The sequence below is a fragment of the Hornefia butyriciproducens genome (assembly GCF_009695915.1).
Classification (GTDB): domain Bacteria; phylum Bacillota; class Clostridia; order Peptostreptococcales; family Anaerovoracaceae; genus Aminicella; species Aminicella butyriciproducens.
Map to the genome: position 1 here is coordinate 39,621 of NZ_VUMZ01000012.1, position 16,858 is coordinate 56,478.

Annotated in this window: 13 protein-coding genes and 1 riboswitch; of the genes, 11 read left to right on the plus strand and 2 right to left on the minus strand. The window is 52.6% G+C overall.

What is annotated here, in order from left to right:
• Positions 1 to 22: 22 nt before the first annotated feature.
• The 9 genes from kdd (at position 23) to FYJ64_RS10540 (ending at position 10,691) form a co-directional block, all read left to right on the plus strand.
• Positions 23 to 1,084 (plus strand): L-erythro-3,5-diaminohexanoate dehydrogenase, encoded by a 1,062-nt coding sequence (kdd, locus tag FYJ64_RS10500; RefSeq protein ID WP_075714019.1) that lies wholly within the window; start codon positions 23 to 25, stop codon positions 1,082 to 1,084.
• A gap of 186 nt (positions 1,085 to 1,270) precedes the next feature.
• Complete coding sequence (gene kamA, locus FYJ64_RS10505) at positions 1,271 to 2,542, plus strand: lysine 2,3-aminomutase (protein ID WP_154575088.1); 1,272 nt, start codon at positions 1,271 to 1,273, stop codon at positions 2,540 to 2,542.
• A gap of 95 nt (positions 2,543 to 2,637) precedes the next feature.
• A complete protein-coding gene (kamB, locus tag FYJ64_RS10510; protein WP_154575089.1) occupies positions 2,638 to 3,657 on the plus strand; it encodes a lysine 5,6-aminomutase reactivase subunit KamB in 1,020 nt (339 codons plus the stop codon).
• 17 nt (positions 3,658 to 3,674) lie between these two features.
• On the plus strand, positions 3,675 to 5,318 hold the full coding sequence (gene kamC / locus FYJ64_RS10515) for a lysine 5,6-aminomutase reactivase ATPase KamC (protein WP_154575090.1): 1,644 nt from the start codon (positions 3,675 to 3,677) through the stop codon (positions 5,316 to 5,318).
• A gap of 12 nt (positions 5,319 to 5,330) precedes the next feature.
• A complete protein-coding gene (gene kamD / locus FYJ64_RS10520) occupies positions 5,331 to 6,887 on the plus strand; it encodes a lysine 5,6-aminomutase subunit alpha (protein WP_154575091.1) in 1,557 nt (518 codons plus the stop codon).
• Positions 6,887 to 7,687, plus strand: coding sequence for a lysine 5,6-aminomutase subunit beta (gene kamE / locus FYJ64_RS10525; protein ID WP_075714027.1), 801 nt, complete (start codon positions 6,887 to 6,889; stop codon positions 7,685 to 7,687). The genes kamD and kamE overlap by 1 nt, the downstream gene beginning before the upstream one ends.
• Positions 7,688 to 7,873: 186 nt before the next feature.
• The gene (locus FYJ64_RS10530; RefSeq protein ID WP_154575092.1) at positions 7,874 to 9,244 is read left to right on the plus strand and encodes a short-chain fatty acid transporter; all 1,371 of its coding nucleotides are present in this window, start codon (positions 7,874 to 7,876) and stop codon (positions 9,242 to 9,244) included.
• Between the two features lie 71 nt (positions 9,245 to 9,315).
• On the plus strand, positions 9,316 to 10,038 hold the full coding sequence (locus tag FYJ64_RS10535) for a CoA transferase subunit A (protein WP_154575093.1): 723 nt from the start codon (positions 9,316 to 9,318) through the stop codon (positions 10,036 to 10,038).
• The gene (locus FYJ64_RS10540; RefSeq protein WP_154575094.1) at positions 10,026 to 10,691 is read left to right on the plus strand and encodes a 3-oxoacid CoA-transferase subunit B; all 666 of its coding nucleotides are present in this window, start codon (positions 10,026 to 10,028) and stop codon (positions 10,689 to 10,691) included. The genes FYJ64_RS10535 and FYJ64_RS10540 overlap by 13 nt, the downstream gene beginning before the upstream one ends.
• 221 nt (positions 10,692 to 10,912) lie before the next feature.
• Here the strand turns inward: FYJ64_RS10540 and FYJ64_RS10545 are convergent, their stop codons facing one another.
• Together FYJ64_RS10545 and FYJ64_RS10550 are read right to left on the minus strand one after the other, a co-directional pair.
• Positions 10,913 to 12,133: an alanyl-tRNA editing protein gene (locus FYJ64_RS10545; RefSeq protein WP_206045647.1), complete on the minus strand. Its 1,221-nt coding sequence runs from the start codon at positions 12,131 to 12,133 to the stop codon at positions 10,913 to 10,915.
• A 417-nt stretch (positions 12,134 to 12,550) separates the two neighbouring features.
• Positions 12,551 to 13,732, minus strand: a complete 1,182-nt coding sequence (locus tag FYJ64_RS10550) for a hypothetical protein (protein ID WP_154575096.1) — start codon at positions 13,730 to 13,732, stop codon at positions 12,551 to 12,553.
• Between the two features lie 102 nt (positions 13,733 to 13,834).
• A riboswitch (SAM riboswitch) is annotated at positions 13,835 to 13,950 on the plus strand.
• Positions 13,951 to 14,059: 109 nt separating this feature from the next.
• Here FYJ64_RS10550 and metK point away from each other — a divergent pair.
• Together metK and FYJ64_RS10560 are read left to right on the plus strand one after the other, a co-directional pair.
• The gene (gene metK, locus FYJ64_RS10555; RefSeq protein ID WP_154575097.1) at positions 14,060 to 15,238 is read left to right on the plus strand and encodes a methionine adenosyltransferase; all 1,179 of its coding nucleotides are present in this window, start codon (positions 14,060 to 14,062) and stop codon (positions 15,236 to 15,238) included.
• Between the two features lie 20 nt (positions 15,239 to 15,258).
• Positions 15,259 to 16,569 carry an aspartate kinase gene (locus FYJ64_RS10560; RefSeq protein ID WP_154575098.1) on the plus strand — a complete coding sequence of 437 codons (1,311 nt, stop codon included), beginning with the start codon at positions 15,259 to 15,261 and terminating at the stop codon, positions 16,567 to 16,569.
• The last annotated feature ends 289 nt before the right edge of the window (positions 16,570 to 16,858 follow it).

The following is a 16,858-nucleotide window of genomic DNA, read 5'->3' on the forward strand; positions in this document are numbered from 1 at the left end:
TTCTATCTAGGAGGATACAACAATGAAAAAAGGAAATCCATATGGAACACACAGAGTCATCTCCCCGAAGGGTGTTCTGCCGCAGCCGGCAGACGTTATCGACAACGATATGGAGATCTATGACAACGAAGTCAAGATCAACGTCAAGACCCTGAACATCGACTCTGCGTCATTCACATCTGTATGCGATCACGCATGTGGAAAGAAGCCTGCTGACATCACTTCCGACGAGGACAAGAAGGCAGTTGCGGACACCATGCTGGGCATTGTTGCTAAGGCAGGAAAGCATAAGAACCCCTGGACAGGTTCCGGCGGAATGCTGATCGGTACTGTTGAGGAAATCGGACCGAACTGGAAGGGTGACCTGAAGGTTGGCGACAAGATCGCTACACTGGTTTCTCTGTCCCTGACACCGCTGGTTATCGATGAGATTCTGGAGATGAGACCGGCTATCGACCAGGTTGACATCAAGGGTCATGCGATTCTGTTCCAGAGCGGCATCTATGCGAAGCTGCCTGACGATATGGAAGAGGGTCTGGCTCTGTCTGCTCTGGACGTTGCGGGAGCTCCGGCTCAGGCTGCGAAGCTCTGCCAGCTGGGACAGACTGTTCTGGTCATCGGCGGCGGCGGAAAATCCGGACTGCTGTGCCTGTATGAGGCAAAGAAGAGAGTCGGCGTTACCGGTAAGGTTATCTGCGCTGCGGGATCTCAGAAATCTGAAGACAGAGCACGCAACCTGGATCTGGCGGACGAGTACTTCCACATGGATGCTACCGATGCGGTCGGCATGTATGAGAAGATCATGGAACTGACAGACGGACAGCTCTGCGACGTCGTTATCAACTGCGTTAACATCGAGAACACTGAGATGGCTTCCATCCTGACCTGCAAGGACGACGGAACCGTTTACTTCTTCTCCATGGCGACCAGCTTCACAAAGGCTGCTCTGGGCGCTGAGGGCGTAGGCAAGGACGTCAACATGATCATCGGAAACGGCTACACCAAGGGCCACGCGGAGGTTACTCTGCAGGTACTGAGAGAGCATGACGGAATCCGCAAGCTCTTCCAGGAAATGTATGCGTAAGCATAGACAACAAAGGGCAATTTAACTGTACCTCATAAAACTTTAAACATTTAACAAATGCGCGGCCGGCGTTCCGGCCGCGCGAAAAATCCTGAGAATATAATCATACGAAAATCCAAGAAATTAAAAGAACTACTGCGTTTCGTTTAAAAAATTTAAGAAACAAACGAAGATAGGAGATTTATTATGGCAATCAGAAATTGGAAGGACATTCCTTTGTTCAAGGATGTCACGGATGAGCAGTGGAACGATTGGCACTGGCAGGTATCCCACAGACTCTCAACGGTAGAGGATATCGCTCAGGTTGTGAATCTGACAGATCAGGAAAAGGCTGACATCGAGAAGGTTATGGGCGGATTCCGCGTCGGAATCACTCCGTACTATGCTTCTCTGATGGATCCGGATGATCCGAGAGACCCGGTCAGAATGCAGGCTGTTCCGACGCTGGCAGAGATGCACAGATCGGAAGCGGACGATGCGGACCCGCTGCATGAGGATTCCGATTCTCCGGCTCCGGGACTGACCCACAGATATCCGGACAGAGTGCTGTTCCTGATTACGGACCAGTGTTCCATGTACTGCCGTCACTGCACCAGAAGAAGACTGGCCGGCGAAACTGACGGAGCGAGATCCAGAGAAGACATCGACGCGTGTATCGATTACATCAGACGGACTCCGCAGGTCAGAGACGTCCTGCTGTCCGGCGGCGACGCGCTCTGCGTTGAGGACGACACGCTGGAGTACATCATCAGCGAGCTGAGAAAGATCGACCACGTTGAAATCGTCAGACTCGGTTCCAGAACGCCGGTGGTTATGCCGATGCGTATTACGGACAACCTGGTCAACATGCTGAAGAAATATCACCCGGTATGGCTGAATACACACTTCAACCATCCGAAGGAAATGACTCCGGACGCGGCGGAAGCATGCCGCAAGCTGGCTGATGCGGGTATTCCGCTCGGAAACCAGTCCGTACTGCTGAGAGGCGTCAACGACTGCAAGCACATCATGAGAGACTTGGTACACGTGCTGGTCAAGAACAGAGTCAGACCGTACTACATCTACATCTGCGACCTGTCCGTCGGCATCGAGCACTTCAGAACCTCCGTTGCCAAGGGCATCGAGATTATCGAGGGTCTGAGAGGACATACTTCCGGATACTGCGTACCGACCTTTGTTGTCGACGCTCCGGGAGGCGGCGGAAAGACGCCGGTACAGCCTCAGTACGTAATCTCCGAGACGCCGGACAAGGTGATCCTGAGAAACTACGAAGGCGTTATCACCACGTACACGCAGCCGCATCTGCCTGATCTGCCGTGCAAATGCGACTACTGCACCGGGAAGAAGACCTACAAGTATGAAGGCGTTTCCGCTCTGGGCGAAGGACTCCAGATTAAATCCATGGAGCCGGCGCACCTGGCGAGACATGAAAGAAACGCGAAGAACAAGCAGAAATAAGAGGGCGTCTGCCTGAGCAGACCCGAAGAAAAACGACATAGGGAGGCTTCGGTCTCCCTATGTCATTCAAGAATATCCACAGGCAACAATCAATTATGGGCTTATTATACGATCTGTCAACTGAATACAAGACACTGTCTATTGTCGGCATGGCGAAAAACGCCGGGAAGACCACCGCGCTGAACTATCTGATCGAGGAAGCGGATGACGAAATGATCAGACTCGGAATCACATCCACAGGGCGGGACGGGGAAACCTCCGACCTGGTGACGGGAACGGAGAAGCCCCGGGTGTACCTTTATGAGGACACGATTGTTTCCGTTCCGGCGCAGCTGTATGAGCTGGCTGAGGCGGGGCTGGAGATTCTGGAGCTGACAAAGTTCGGTACGGCGATCGGAGACATCATGCTCTGCCGCGTCGTGGAGAGCGGGTATGTGCAGATTGCCGGACCCGTGGCGACCGCAGACAACAAAAAAATGTGCGCCCGGATGTTTGATTTCGGTGCGGAACTGATTCTGATCGACGGTGCCATCGACAGGAAGTCCATTGCAGCGCCGGAAACATCGGACGCAATTATTTTGTCGACCGGAGCGGTTCTCTCCAGGAGCCTGAAAAAAGTGGTGGAGGAAACCTCCCACATCGTCAATCTGTATCGGCTTCCGGAACTTGAGGACGAAACGGCCCGGAAGGCACTGGCGGAGACGCGCGGAGAAGAGCGTGTGACGCTGATTGACAGAGACGGCGGCGTGCAGCGGCTGGAGCTGGCTACCGGACTCGGCGGCAGTCGTTTTATCGACGACGCGATTACGGAAGACACGCAGTATGTATATATCCCGGGGGCTTTTACAAACAGCGTGATCGCCGATATTCAGCCGGAGAAGCTGAAGAGAGTCAGGTTCATTCTGAAGGATCCCACAAGGATCTTCATCAATGTAATGGACTGGAGGCAGCTGATCAAGCGCGGATTCTCGGTAAGCGTCCTGAAGAACATCAGGATTGCGGCGGTGACCGTCAATCCTTTTTCGCCGGGCGGATATTCGTTTGAACATGGAGTGCTGAGAGATACAATGCAGGAAGCGCTTCCCGACATACCGGTTATCGATGTGAGAATGTAGTCAGAAAGGGAGTAGACATGAAGCAGGGTTCTAACAGAAGGCTGGCCAATGTGAAGACCAGGACGGAGACGGGTTTTGAGTATGTCATGGCTCATCTGGATCTGAATACGCCTTTTGGAAAGAAACTCCTGAAAGAGAGAAAACCGTTTTATCCCGGTGAGGAGAACGAACTGCGGCACGAGCTGGACAAGGTCGAAGACATGATGAAATTTGTCCGGGAAAGTGACCGTCAGGTTTCAAGAATACAGGAGACCTTCATGGAAATGAAGGATCTTTCCTACACGATCCGGAGAAGTCACAGAAATGCGTTGTCGGTGCTGGAACTGTTTGAGGTGAAGACGATGCTTCTGCAGATGCAGAAGATCGAAAAGCTTTGCGCACAGACAGAAAGCCCGGTGCCGAAGGAGTATGTTCTGGACGACGTGACACCCCTGCTGGACAGGCTGGACCCCAGAGGAGATCGACTTAACACATTCTACATCTACGATGATTTTTCGGAAAAACTGGCTGAGCTGCGGAAGGAGAAGCATCGCTACGAGATTCTGATCCGCAGAACACAGAAGGCCAGAAAGGAAGAAATCCGGAAGGAATACGGTATCGTACTGACGCCGAAATTCGATGTCATCATTTCCAGGTCCAGCGAGGATCTGGAGAAAGCAAGACAGATAAAGGACCTGGAGCAGATTTCGGAAGATTATATGTCAGTCACGTTTGAACTGACAAAATCGGACAAGGTTTATGAACTCGTCAGAGACATGGAAGAGGTCAACGGCGAGATTGAGGAAGAAGAGTTGAGAATACGGGAGCTTCTCTCGCAGGAGGTGGCCTCCTGCGAGGAGCTTCTGACTGAGAATTGTGGAAAGATAGGAGCTCTGGATCTTGCTCTTGCGAAAGCAATCTATGGAATCAGGCATGATTGTGTCAAACCGGAAATTGTCGAGGAGCACGTTGTTGAATTTGAGGAGGGCAGACACCTGCAGGTAGAAGAGGTCCTGCATTCCAAAGGAAAAGAGTACTGTCCCGTCAGCATTGCGCTGACGGACGGCGTGACCTGCATCACAGGCGCCAATATGGGTGGCAAGACGATTTCGCTGAAATTGTCTGGTCTGGTGCCGATGCTGGCCCAATACGGATTCTTTGTCCCTTGCAGGAGGGCGAGAATCGGATTATCGAATTATATGCAGATTCTGATTGGCGACAGTCAGTCTGTGGAACGCGGCTTATCCAGCTTCGGAAGTGAAATGGAGGAGCTGAAGGAGATTCTGGACAACAGTCAGGACCGTTCTCTGATCCTGATCGATGAGATTGCCAGCGGAACCAACCCGATTGAAGGGCTGGCTCTGACCAGGAGCCTGATCGATTATCTGAAGGTCCGCAGCTATATCTCACTGATCACTACACATTTCGACGCGGTAACTGAAGAACGCGATATCAAGAACATGCAGGTTCGCGGGCTGGCCGACGTGGATTTCAGAAAGCTGGACAGTGAACTTCATCTTGCAAACAGAAGAGAAAGAATAAATATTATTTCCCGGTATATGGACTATCGATTATATACGGTGACAGAAAACAGAGAGATCCCGAAGGACGCTCTGAATATCGCTAAGATGCTGGGCCTCAATGAGGAAATCATCGAAGGCGCCAAAAAGTATATTAAGTAAGGAGATAACAGGATGAAAAGCAAATTGAACATTGATCCTAAAATGGTCGACAGCGCGCGTCAGCACGCCGCTAATGTGGCCAGGGACATGCAGGAATTCATCGACGTACATACGACAGTAAGTACGGAGAGAACCGTCCTGAGACTGCTGGGGGTGGACGGCATTGACGATGTCGAAACTCCGCTTCCGAATGTCATTGTAGAGCAGATCCAGGCGGCCGGCGGCCTCCCGCGCGGCGCAGCGTACTGGATGGGCAACGCAATGATTCAGACGGGACTGAAGCCCCAGGAGATCGCAGAAAAGGTGGGCGCGGGTGAGCTGGATATCACCAAGCTTGACACTGTTTCTGCAAAAGAAGCGGAAGAGGCGATTATGCCGATTGTGCATGAGTCTCTGAAGAAAATCAAGGCGCAGACTGCCAAGAGAAATGAATATATTGAGCGTCTGGGTGAAGGCAGCAGACCGTATCTGTATGTTATCGTCGCGACCGGAAACATCTATGAGGACGTTGTCCAGGCGAAGGCGGCGGCGAGACAGGGCGCGGATATTATCGCTGTAATCAGAACCACAGCGCAGTCCCTGCTGGATTACGTACCTTACGGACCGACCACAGAAGGATTCGGAGGAACCTACGCAACGCAGGAGAACTTCCGCATCATGAGAAAGGCACTGGATGAAGTCGGAGAGGAAGTCGGCAGATACATCCGTCTGTGCAACTATTCCTCCGGTATGTGTATGCCGGAGATCGCAGCCATGGGCGCCATCGAGAGACTGGACGTCATGCTGAACGACGCGATTTACGGAATTCTGTTCCGTGACATCAATATGCAGAGAACCATCGTTGACCAGTATTTCAGCCGTGTGATCATTGGCTACTGCGGAATCATCTTCAATTCCGGAGAGGACAACTATCTGACCACCGACGACGCTTTCGAGGCGGCGCATACCGTCACAGCGTCCCAGTTCATCAATGAGCAGTTCGCGGTTCTGGCCAACATTCCAGAGGAACAGATGGGACTCGGCCATGCCTTCGAGATGGACCCGATGATGGAGGACGGCTTCCTGTACGAGCTGGCGCAGGCTGTTATGGCCAAGGAGATTTTCCCGAACGCAAGCCTCAAGTACATGCCGCCGACAAAGTTCATGACCGGAAATATTTTCCGCGGACATATTCAGGATGCGCTGTTTAATCTGGTTTCCATCTGGAGCGGACAGTCGCTGCAGCTCCTCGGCATGATGACCGAGGCGATTCTGACGCCGCATATGCAGGACCGGTATCTGTCCATTGAGAACGCTCAGTACATCTTCAACAACGCCAGACACATCGGCGACGAGGTGGAGTTCAAGAAGGATGGTATCATCCAGAAGAGAGCTCAGCTCGTTCTGTCCAAGGCTAACGACCTGCTGGCGGAGGTTGAAAAGGACGGCCTGTTCTCGACAATCGAACAGGGTAAATTCGGCGGAGTCAAAAGACCTAAGGATGGCGGACACGGACTGGACGGCGTCTGCTCGAAGGACGACCAGTACTTCAATCCGTTCATTCCTCTGATGAAAGAAGGTGCAGAATAATGGCAGATAAGAATTGTGCTGCGGCAATTGCTCAGGTCGATCTGACAAAGGTCAAGCCTTACGGCGACACTTTGAACGATGGCTATATGGAACTCGCTTTTACTCTCCCGGTACCATACGGCGAAGAGGCAGAGGAAGCTGCCAAGCAGTATGTGGTCAAGATGGGCATGGAGGAACCGAACGTAACCTACTACCATGAACTCTGCCCGGGATATACATTCTTTGTTGTATACGCAAAGAGCACGCATACCGTAGACTTCACAAAGATCAAGGTCAAGAAGGTTGATGTCGAGGTGCTGGATCGTGTGGAATGCGGCAAATGGATCGAGGAAAACGTCGGCAGAGACATCGTCGTCGTCGGTGCATCCATCGAATCCGACGCGCACACAGTCGGTATCGATGCGATCATTCAGATGAAGGGCTTCCACGGACACTTCGGACTGGAACGTTTCAAGAATGTGGTTGCCTACAACATGGGTTCTCAGGTTCCCTGCGAGCAGCTGCTTGCAAAGGCCAGAGAGGTGAACGCGGATGCAATTCTGGTTTCCCAGACGGTTACGCAGAAAGACATTCACATCAAACAGCTGACCCAGATGATCGAGCTGGTCGAGGCAGAAGGCCTCAGAGACAAGCTGATCTGCACCTGCGGCGGACCGAGAATTTCTCATGAGCTGGCACAGGAGCTTGGCTATGATGCCGGATTCGGGCCGGGAAAATATGCAGAGCATGTAATGTCCTTCATCATGGAGGAAGTCGTGAAGCGCGGCTGGCAGAAGAAACCGAAAATCGAAGACAGATAACACATCTTGTGTTAAAAAATGAACAAAATTGCGTAAGCGTTGAAATTTAGCGGTTTCGACGCTTGCGCCATATTTTGATAAATTGTTGACAACTTATATCTCCGAGACTATAATGTAGTTGCAGCAGGGGACTGCTGCGGGAAGAATTTTTATTATTGATATATTATAGTTATAAGGAGAAGTGAGATGTTCAAGAAATTAACTGACGGCTGCGTTCATCTGGTGAACCGCTATCTGCCGGATCCGTTCATTTTCTGTATTATCCTGACGATCGTCGTGTTCATCGGCGCACTGCCGGCGACACATGCCGGCGTTATCGCCGTAATTAACGCATGGGGCGTGGGAGTATGGAATCTGCTGGCGTTCTCGATGCAGATGGTTCTGGTTCTGGTACTGGGCAGCGCATTCGCAAACGCGCCGGCGATCAAGAAGCTGATTGCCAGAATCGCAAGTATCGCCAAGACGCCGATACAGGCGATTATCGTTGTTACGTTTTTCTCACTGCTGGCCTGCTGGCTGAACTGGGGTTTCGGCCTGGTTGTCGGAGCTATTCTGGCTAAAGAGCTGGCGAGACAGGTCAAGGGAGTCGATTACAGACTGCTGATCGCTTCAGCCTATTCAGGTTTTGTGGTATGGCACGCCGGAATTTCCGGATCGATCCCGCTTGCGCTGGCGACTCCGGACGCACCGGGAGCACCGGGAGCTCTGGCGGCGGCTACCGGAGGGGCGGTAACTCATATCATTTCCACCTCGCAGACGATCTTTGCGCCGTGGAACCTGATCTGCTGCCTGATCATTCTGGTATGTCTGCCGTTCATCAACGCTAAGATGCATCCGGCTCCGGGAGAGGCAATCACTGTTGACCCGAAGCTGCTTGCAGAGGCGCAGATCGAATACGCCGCTCCGGTGACCCCAGCTGAGAAAATGGAGAACAGCGTGATATGCTCAGCGATTATCGCAATCGCGGGACTGGTGTACCTGGTTTACTATTTTGCGACCTCCGGATTCAACCTGTCGCTGAATATTGTAAACTTCATTTTCCTGATTTTGGGAATTATCTTCCACAAGACGCCGATCGGATATGTGAGGGCAATTGCGGATTCCGCGAAGGGCGCTGCGGGCATCATCCTTCAGTTCCCGTTCTATGCGGGCATCATGGGAATGATGACCTTCGCTCCGGAAGGCGGCACTTCCCTGGCAGGCGTGATCAGTAATTTCTTCGTATCGATTTCGAACAATGTGACGTTCCCGCTGTTCACATTCCTGTCCGCAGGAATCGTAAACTTCTTTGTACCCTCCGGCGGAGGCCAGTGGGCGGTACAGGGTCCGATCATGATGCCGGCCGGACTGAAGCTGGGAGTCGATCCGAGCATTACCGGAATGGCCATTGCCTGGGGTGACGCGTGGACCAACATGATCCAGCCGTTCTGGGCACTGCCGGCACTGGGAATTGCCGGACTTTCAGCAAGAGATATTATGGGATATTGCTTGATAACATTGTTCTTTGTTGGTATAGTAGTATGTGGAGGTTTCGTAGTCGTAGGACTGATGGCCTGACGCTTTCGTGAAGCCGGAGATCCTGGGGAGACGGTCTTCCATGACTAAAATTTATAGAAAGGTGATTTATTATGATTGACAAAGTAATTACTGCCGATGAAGCAGTTGCTGGCGTTAAAGACGGTATGACCATCATGATCGGTGGCTTCCTCGGAACAGGTTCCCCGGAAATCCTGATGGATGCGCTTGTCAGAAAAGGCGTCAAGCACTTGACTGTAATCGCAAATGACGGCGGACTGGATGTCGGACAGCCGGCGAACGGCCCCGGAAAGACCCCGAGAGGCGTAGGCAAGCTCCTTGTCGGCCATCAGGTTGACCACATCATCGCTTCCCATCTGGGCGTAAACCCGAAACTGAACGAGCAGTTCGCTGAGGGAACTCTGACCTATACGCTGGTACCGCAGGGTACGCTGGCTGAGAAGATCAGAGCGGCCAGCTACGGACTGGGCGGCGTTCTGACCCCGACCGGTCTGGGAACTCCGATGGAGACCGAGAAGGACGAGCTGGGCAGAGACAAGATGACCATTGAAATCGATGGAAAGCGCTTCCTGCTGGAGAGACCTCTGCACGCGGATTACGCCTTCTGCAGAGCTTCCGTCTGCGACAGATTCGGCAACTTCATGAGCGCCAAGGCAACCAAGAACTATAACTACGTTATGGCCGGCGCTGCGGATCACGTTGTCGTCGCGACGGAGAAGCTGGTCGAGATCGGCGAGGTTGATCCGGATACATTTGACGTTGCAGGCGTACTTGTAGATGATGTTGTGGAAGGAGAACCAAAATGGCAGATATAAAACTCAAGGAAAGAATTGCCAAGAGAGTGGCAAAGGAAATGCATGACGGGGATGTCGTAAACCTTGGAATCGGCCTTCCGACCATGGTTCCGAATTACATTCCTGAGGATGTGATCGTGACTCTGCACTCCGAGAACGGATTCGCAGGGCTTGACGAGACTGTCAGCGATCCGTCCAAGATCGATGTGGATATCATTGATTCCGGCGGGAGCTACGTTACCGTGCTGCCGAGAGTTAAGTATTTCGATACGTCGGACAGCTTCGGGATCATCCGCGGCGGACATTTGGACGCTACTGTTCTGGGTGCGATGCAGGTTGCGGAAAACGGCGATCTGGCGAACTGGATCATTCCGGGTCACAAAGTTGCCGGTATGGGCGGCGCCATGGACCTGGTTGTCGGCGCGAAAAAGGTTATCATCGCGATGACTCACACCCAGAAGGGCAACCCGAAAATCATGGAGAAGTGCACACTGCCTCTGACTGCAGAGAAGTGCGTTGACATGATCGTGACCGAAATGGGCGTTATGGAAGTAAGACCGGAAGGGCTGGTCGTAACCGAGCTGCATCCGGATTACAGCAAGGAGGACATCCAGAACGCGACAGCATGCAAGCTGATCTTCGCGGATGACCTCAAACCGATGGAAGAGGAATAATCGGTTTCCGTTCCGGACGATCCGGTCAAACTGAACAGAAACGGCGCACCGGGGAAAACGGTTCGCCACAAGAATGTAAATTCCTGAAACAAACGGCGCAGTCGGAGATACCGGCTGCGTCGTTGTTTAATTTGTGGATATGATAAACGGTATCTGCCGGTTAAATCCCCGGTGAAATCGATAGGTATGCCAGCAGCGCCGCGTCTGCATCAGTGCGGCGCTCACAGGAGTGCTGCGTTCAGGAAAGCCTCCAGATGTTCTTTGTCCGGGAAAAAGGCGCGGGCAGAGCTGTCGCTTCCGCCGCCCTTACCGCTGAATTGGGGAGCGATGGCTTTCACCAGCCTGCCGCAGTGTTTCTCGTTGGACAGAAGGATTGCGGTATGACTTGGCTCGTGGACAAGTGCGATTACGCCCTGACATACGGGACCAATTTTCTTGCCGAGGTTGAACAGATCGTCTACGGACAGGTCGTCATAACGGGAGATCAGACCGGGGCGCATTTCCGCAGCGAGGCGCTGCTGTTCCGCATTCAGGATCCGGGTGCGGAAAGCGGAAAGTCGGTCATGGAGTTGCTGATTCTTCGCTGTCTGGGCGTCGTATTTACGGAGCAGGTCATCATATCCTGCGGACATACGGTTTCCCAGCTCGTACAGGGTGTTGAACTGGTTCTGATAATGAGTCAGCGCGCGCTGCCCCGCTTCGAAATAGATGCGGGACATTCCTTTGTTGGGTTCGATTTTGTATATCTTAATCAGGCCTACCGCACCGCTCCGGGCGGGATGAGTCCCGCAGCAGGCTACGCAGTCCGCAGGATTGTCCTCGGAGCCGATGGTAACGATGGAGATATCTTCATCAAACGTCAGTGTTTTTCGGAGAGGAAACTTTTCGGCTTCTTCGCGGGTATCGAACCGATCCACAGAAACCGGGAGATCCTGCCAGATGACGCGGTTCGCTTCTGTTTCCGCAGCTTCAGCCATTTCCCATGTCATTTTTTCGTATGCGCCGGATGACGAATCGCCATTGAACGATATGTCGATCGTGATGGAGTCCTCACCCATATGGAAGCCTTTGTTGGCGCCGCCGAACAGCCGATAAACCGCGCCGCTCAGAATATGCTCGCCGCAGTGCCGCTGCATGTTGTCGAAACGGTGCGGCCAGTCAAGGACCGCCTCTACCGTGTCACCCGGGCAGAGGTTTTCCGTGCGTCCGGAGATGATATGGAGAATTTCTCCTGTATCTCCTTCCTGCGTATCGATAACAGGGAAGACTGTTCCGTTCTTCGTTAACGTGCCGCAGTCGCCACTCTGACCGCCGCCTTCAGGGAAAAAGACTGTCTGATCCAGGGTGACAATGGTATTATCTGAATCGTAATTAACCGATGAAACGGTCGCTGTCACGCTTTTGAGATAAACATTCTGCTGGAATAATTTTCTGGTTTTCATAGTTCCTCCCATTTACGAAATTCTGAAAAAATAATGCGTTCAAAAATGTGGATAACTACCTCTTGACAAAAAAGAATCAATGGGTATAGTCTTGAAATTCCAACGATTTATGAGGATTAAAGTTTCCACATCGGGTTGTGACAAAAATCGTATACAATTTCTCGGATTCATGTGGAAAACTCCCTCGATTCCTTATATTTATGGGCTTTGCGGAGTGTTGACAATCGTTTGCCAAACCGCGAACATAAGTTGACATAATACCTTTTCCGCAGATTGAATTTTGTATACTTTTCGAAACAGGATTGCGGACAGGACTGCGGTGCCGCGAGACCGCGGGCGCGTGAGGTCGTGAGTTTGCAGAATCGTGTTTCGCGAAGTCTGTGCTCGCCGGACGCAATGCCGCCGGTCGCCGCGGGCTCATTCCACCTTGATGGAGTCGATGAATTCCAGAAAGTCTGTGAAATCGCTGTCCAGGTATTGCATGAGCACAGGCTCATTGAATTCAAAACTCGAAACCGGCGTCAGCTTCTCCCGCAGCGGGCTGAAGTGCAGGTCGAGCTCAAGCTTCCGTATGTTCCTCAGCGTGGCGGAGCTGACCAGAAGCTGTCCACTGTCATCCATATGATAGACTCCGGTGAGATCGTTATACAGAAGGTACACCGGCTCCTTGACATGATCGTTGGTCGGGTTGTAAATCATGAACGTCCGGCCGTTGTGCTCCGGCAGAATCATCGCGTTCTTCGTGAGCTCGGTGCTGCTCCGGACGAATTCCTCCGGATTCCCCTCATACCGGTACACCGTGACGAACTCGGAGTGCGCCAGATTCATGTACGCCTCCATGTCGGAAATCCGCATATTCGAGATGCACCGGAACCCGCTGATCTTCATGCCGGTGAATGTCAGCGCAGTGACGATGACGCGGAAGCCCTGTGTGGTCTCAATCAGCGATTCACAGCGGCAGCTGCTTCGTCCCTCCGCCATCGTGATCTCGTTGCGGTAGTAGGTAAGGACGCTGAGGTCGGGGAACAAATCAAGTTCCACGCCGTCGGTGGCAAGCCTTGCGGCCGCCGGAAAGTCATGCCCGAAGACGCGCATCAGAAAATAATTGGCCAGTGCGTTTTTCGAGGTCAGCCGAACGCAGCTTTTGTCGAAAAGAGCGGCCTGTTGTTCCTCCGTCAGCGTTCCGTCCATTTCCAGAAGGAACAGATATTTGTCCTCCGGCTCCGGAAGAGCGAGGGCGTATTTTTTGTTGTAGCGGATGAAATACTGTGCAAGATGCACGGCCTCCTGCTGCCGGATCGCCACCTTGCGGCCGCCGAGACCGCCGATGAGCGAGGCCTCGAGCTCCCTGAGAGAGGTTTTGTCCACGCCGTCGTGCCATTCAAAACGGTCAAAGCCCTGCCCCTCGGCTTCAAAATAAAAAAACTGGTAGAGGTCGCCGGACCTGGGACTGTCTCCGGTCCAGCGGATGCAGAGACAAATCACGCCCATCAGTCTCGTGTTTGTGATCCACGCGGAGTGGAATGTCTGGTACAGCGGGGTGGCGGTGCGGGCCATACCGCCCTCCAGAACCTTGAATGTTCTTTTGATATCAGTCAAATTGAAACTCCTTTTGCTTTTGATAAAAGTATACCTTTTTTTGACAAACATAGCAACATTGTATATTGACGGAAGTACCGCTGATAGTATAGAATGACGGTATCCTTATCAAGAGTGGCGGAGGGAATAGGCCCTTTGATGCCCGGCAACCTGGATGCGGCGCAATAAGGCGCTGCCGGCAAGGTGCTACGTCCTACAGTATATCTGAGAGATGAGGAACGTGAAGGTAATCACGCCTTTTCTTTCCGGAAAGGGCTTTTTTATTGCGAGGGTGCCGTGGAGGACGCGCGGCGGAAGCACACCGGGGGTGTGAAACAGGAGGAAAATATGAAAAGATTATTTACATCAGAATCGGTTACAGAAGGACATCCTGATAAGATGTGCGACCAGATCTCGGACGCGATTCTGGACGCGATTCTGGAGAAGGATCCGAACGGGCGCGTTGCCTGCGAGACGACAACAACGACGGGATACGCTATGGTCATGGGCGAAATCAGCACAGACTGTTATGTGGACATCCCCAAGATCGTCCGGGGTGTCATCCGCGATATCGGCTATGACCGTGCCAAATACGGATTCGACGCGGAGACCTGTGCGATTCTAAGTGCGATCGATGAGCAGTCCGCGGACATCGCCATGGGCGTGGACGACGCTCTGGAGCACAAAGAAGGAACCATGGATGATGGTATCGAGGCCATCGGTGCGGGCGACCAGGGAATCATGTTCGGATACGCCTGCAACGAGACGCCGGAACTGATGCCGATGCCGATTTCGCTGGCTCATAAGCTGGCACTGCAGCTGACAAAGGTAAGAAAGGACGGAACGCTGAAATACCTGCGTCCGGACGGAAAGACACAGGTTACGGTGGAATATGACGGTGACAAAGTCAAGAGAATCGATACCGTTCTGATTTCCACTCAGCACGATCCTGAGGCAACGCAGGAACAGATCCGTAAGGATCTCATCGAATACGTTGTGAAACCCATCATTCCGGCAGAACTGCTGGACGATGAGACCAAATACTTTGTGAACCCGACGGGACGTTTCGTAATCGGCGGACCTCACGGAGACTCCGGCCTGACAGGACGGAAGATCATCGTGGACACCTACGGCGGCTATGCTCATCACGGCGGCGGCGCGTTCTCCGGCAAGGATCCTACAAAGGTAGACCGTTCCGCGACCTACGCCGCAAGATACGCGGCCAAGAACCTGGTGGCGGCGGGATTCGCGGATAAACTGGAAATTCAGCTGGCGTACGCCATCGGCGTTGCGAGACCGGTTTCCATCATGGTAGACACCTTCGGAACAGGAAAACTTGCGGATGAGAAGATCGCCGAGATCGTAGACAAGCACTTCGATCTGCGTCCGGCGGCGATTATCAGGGATCTGGATCTCAGACGACCGATTTACAGACAGACTGCTGCATACGGTCACTTCGGAAGAACGGATGTGGAGTTCCCCTGGGAGCGCCTGGACAAGGTGGAGGAACTGAAAGCAGAGCTGTAATTTGGAGGCATAATCGGTAAATGGGAGTTAAAGTACTGAAATTCGGCGGGTCCTCTGTGGCGGATGGCATCCAGCTTGAAAAGACCCGCAAGATCATCGAGAGCGATCCGGACCGCAGGTACATTGTGGTGTCTGCGCCGGGAAAACGTTTCGAGGTGGATAACAAAGTGACAGATCTGCTGTACCTGTGCAAGACGCACATGGATCAGAATCTGCCCTATGATCAGCTGTTTCAGGTCATCGAAGATCGTTTTAACGCGGCGAAGATGAATCTGGGAATTGATGTGGATCTGCAGAAGCATTTCGATGTGATTTTACAGAAAATGAAGAGCGGGGCCAGTGCTGACTATATCGCAAGCCGCGGGGAGTATCTCTCCGCGGTGCTGGTGGCGGCTTACATCGGCTATGATTTTGTAGATACGGCGGGTCTGATTTTGTTCGACAAAAAAGGGCGTCTCCTCACGGAGGAAACGAACCGTGCTCTTTCTGCGGAACTCGCGAAACATGAGCATGCGGTAATCCCGGGGTTCTACGGCTCTGATAAAGAAACGGGTGAGATCGTCACGTTCTCCCGGGGCGGCTCGGATATCACGGGAGCGCTGGTGTCCCGGGCAGTGAACGCGGAGATGTATGAGAACTGGACAGATGTTTCCGGTTTTCTGATGGCGGATCCGCGGATCGTGAAAGACCCAAGACCTATCGACCGCATATCGTACAAAGAACTGCGGGAGCTGTCGTACATGGGCGCATCGGTGCTGCATGAGGACGCGATTTATCCGTGCCGCGTGGAGAATATTCCGATTAACATCAGGAACACCAACCAGCCTGAGGATCCGGGCACGATTATTACGGCGGAGGAAGAGACCAGCGAGAAAATCGTTACGGGCATCGCCGGAAGTCGTGATTTCACGGTTATCGCCATCTATAAAAATATGCTGGCCGCTGAGAAGGGGTTCGTGCGCAGAATTCTGATGATCCTGGAGGACTTTGATATCAGCATCGAGCATATGCCTACCGGAATTGACACGATTTCCGTGGTTCTGGCGGACAGCGCCATTGACGGCCGGCTGGATGAAATTCTGGAGGAATTTAATGCACAGCTGAAGCCGGATAATATTGAAGTGTTTGAGGATATCTCTCTGATTGCAACAGTGGGATATGGAATGAACCGGCGCGCCGGCGTGGCGGCCAGACTGTTCACTGCATTGGCGGATGCGAAGGTGAATATCCGGATGATCGACCAGGGTTCCAGCGAGATGAACATCATCGTGGGCGTGGAGAACAGAGATTTCGAGAACGCTATCCGTGCAATTTACGCGGCGTTTTCATGAGCGTTTGCGGCATACCGTGGAATGGAATACGGCGGAGCTGCGGAGAACCGGGACGCCGGAGCACGGGAATGCAAGTGGTGCGAAATACATGCACTGCGAAATGCCGGTGCAGCGGCACACCGCAATACATGAAGGACAGAAAATCCCCGGAGCATTATGTGCGCTTGAATGAAAAGGTAACTTCCACATTTAAGAGAAAAACGACCGGCAGAGGCTGGTTTCATAAAATCAGGTATAGGAATCAGGCCTGAAATGCTGTAAAATTCAATTAGCCAATACGGGTTCATTG

Coding starts and splice junctions, on each gene's coding strand:
- kamC (WP_154575090.1), top strand. CDS start 3,675: ATGAAGCAGGGTTCTAACAGAAGGCTGGCCAATGTGAAGACCAGGACG.
- kdd (WP_075714019.1), top strand. CDS start 23: ATGAAAAAAGGAAATCCATATGGAACACACAGAGTCATCTCCCCGAAG.
- kamD (WP_154575091.1), top strand. CDS start 5,331: ATGAAAAGCAAATTGAACATTGATCCTAAAATGGTCGACAGCGCGCGT.
- FYJ64_RS10535 (WP_154575093.1), top strand. CDS start 9,316: ATGATTGACAAAGTAATTACTGCCGATGAAGCAGTTGCTGGCGTTAAA.
- metK (WP_154575097.1), top strand. CDS start 14,060: ATGAAAAGATTATTTACATCAGAATCGGTTACAGAAGGACATCCTGAT.
- FYJ64_RS10545 (WP_206045647.1), bottom strand. CDS start 12,133: ATGAAAACCAGAAAATTATTCCAGCAGAATGTTTATCTCAAAAGCGTG.
- kamB (WP_154575089.1), top strand. CDS start 2,638: ATGGGCTTATTATACGATCTGTCAACTGAATACAAGACACTGTCTATT.
- kamA (WP_154575088.1), top strand. CDS start 1,271: ATGGCAATCAGAAATTGGAAGGACATTCCTTTGTTCAAGGATGTCACG.
- FYJ64_RS10560 (WP_154575098.1), top strand. CDS start 15,259: ATGGGAGTTAAAGTACTGAAATTCGGCGGGTCCTCTGTGGCGGATGGC.
- FYJ64_RS10530 (WP_154575092.1), top strand. CDS start 7,874: ATGTTCAAGAAATTAACTGACGGCTGCGTTCATCTGGTGAACCGCTAT.
- FYJ64_RS10540 (WP_154575094.1), top strand. CDS start 10,026: ATGGCAGATATAAAACTCAAGGAAAGAATTGCCAAGAGAGTGGCAAAG.
- kamE (WP_075714027.1), top strand. CDS start 6,887: ATGGCAGATAAGAATTGTGCTGCGGCAATTGCTCAGGTCGATCTGACA.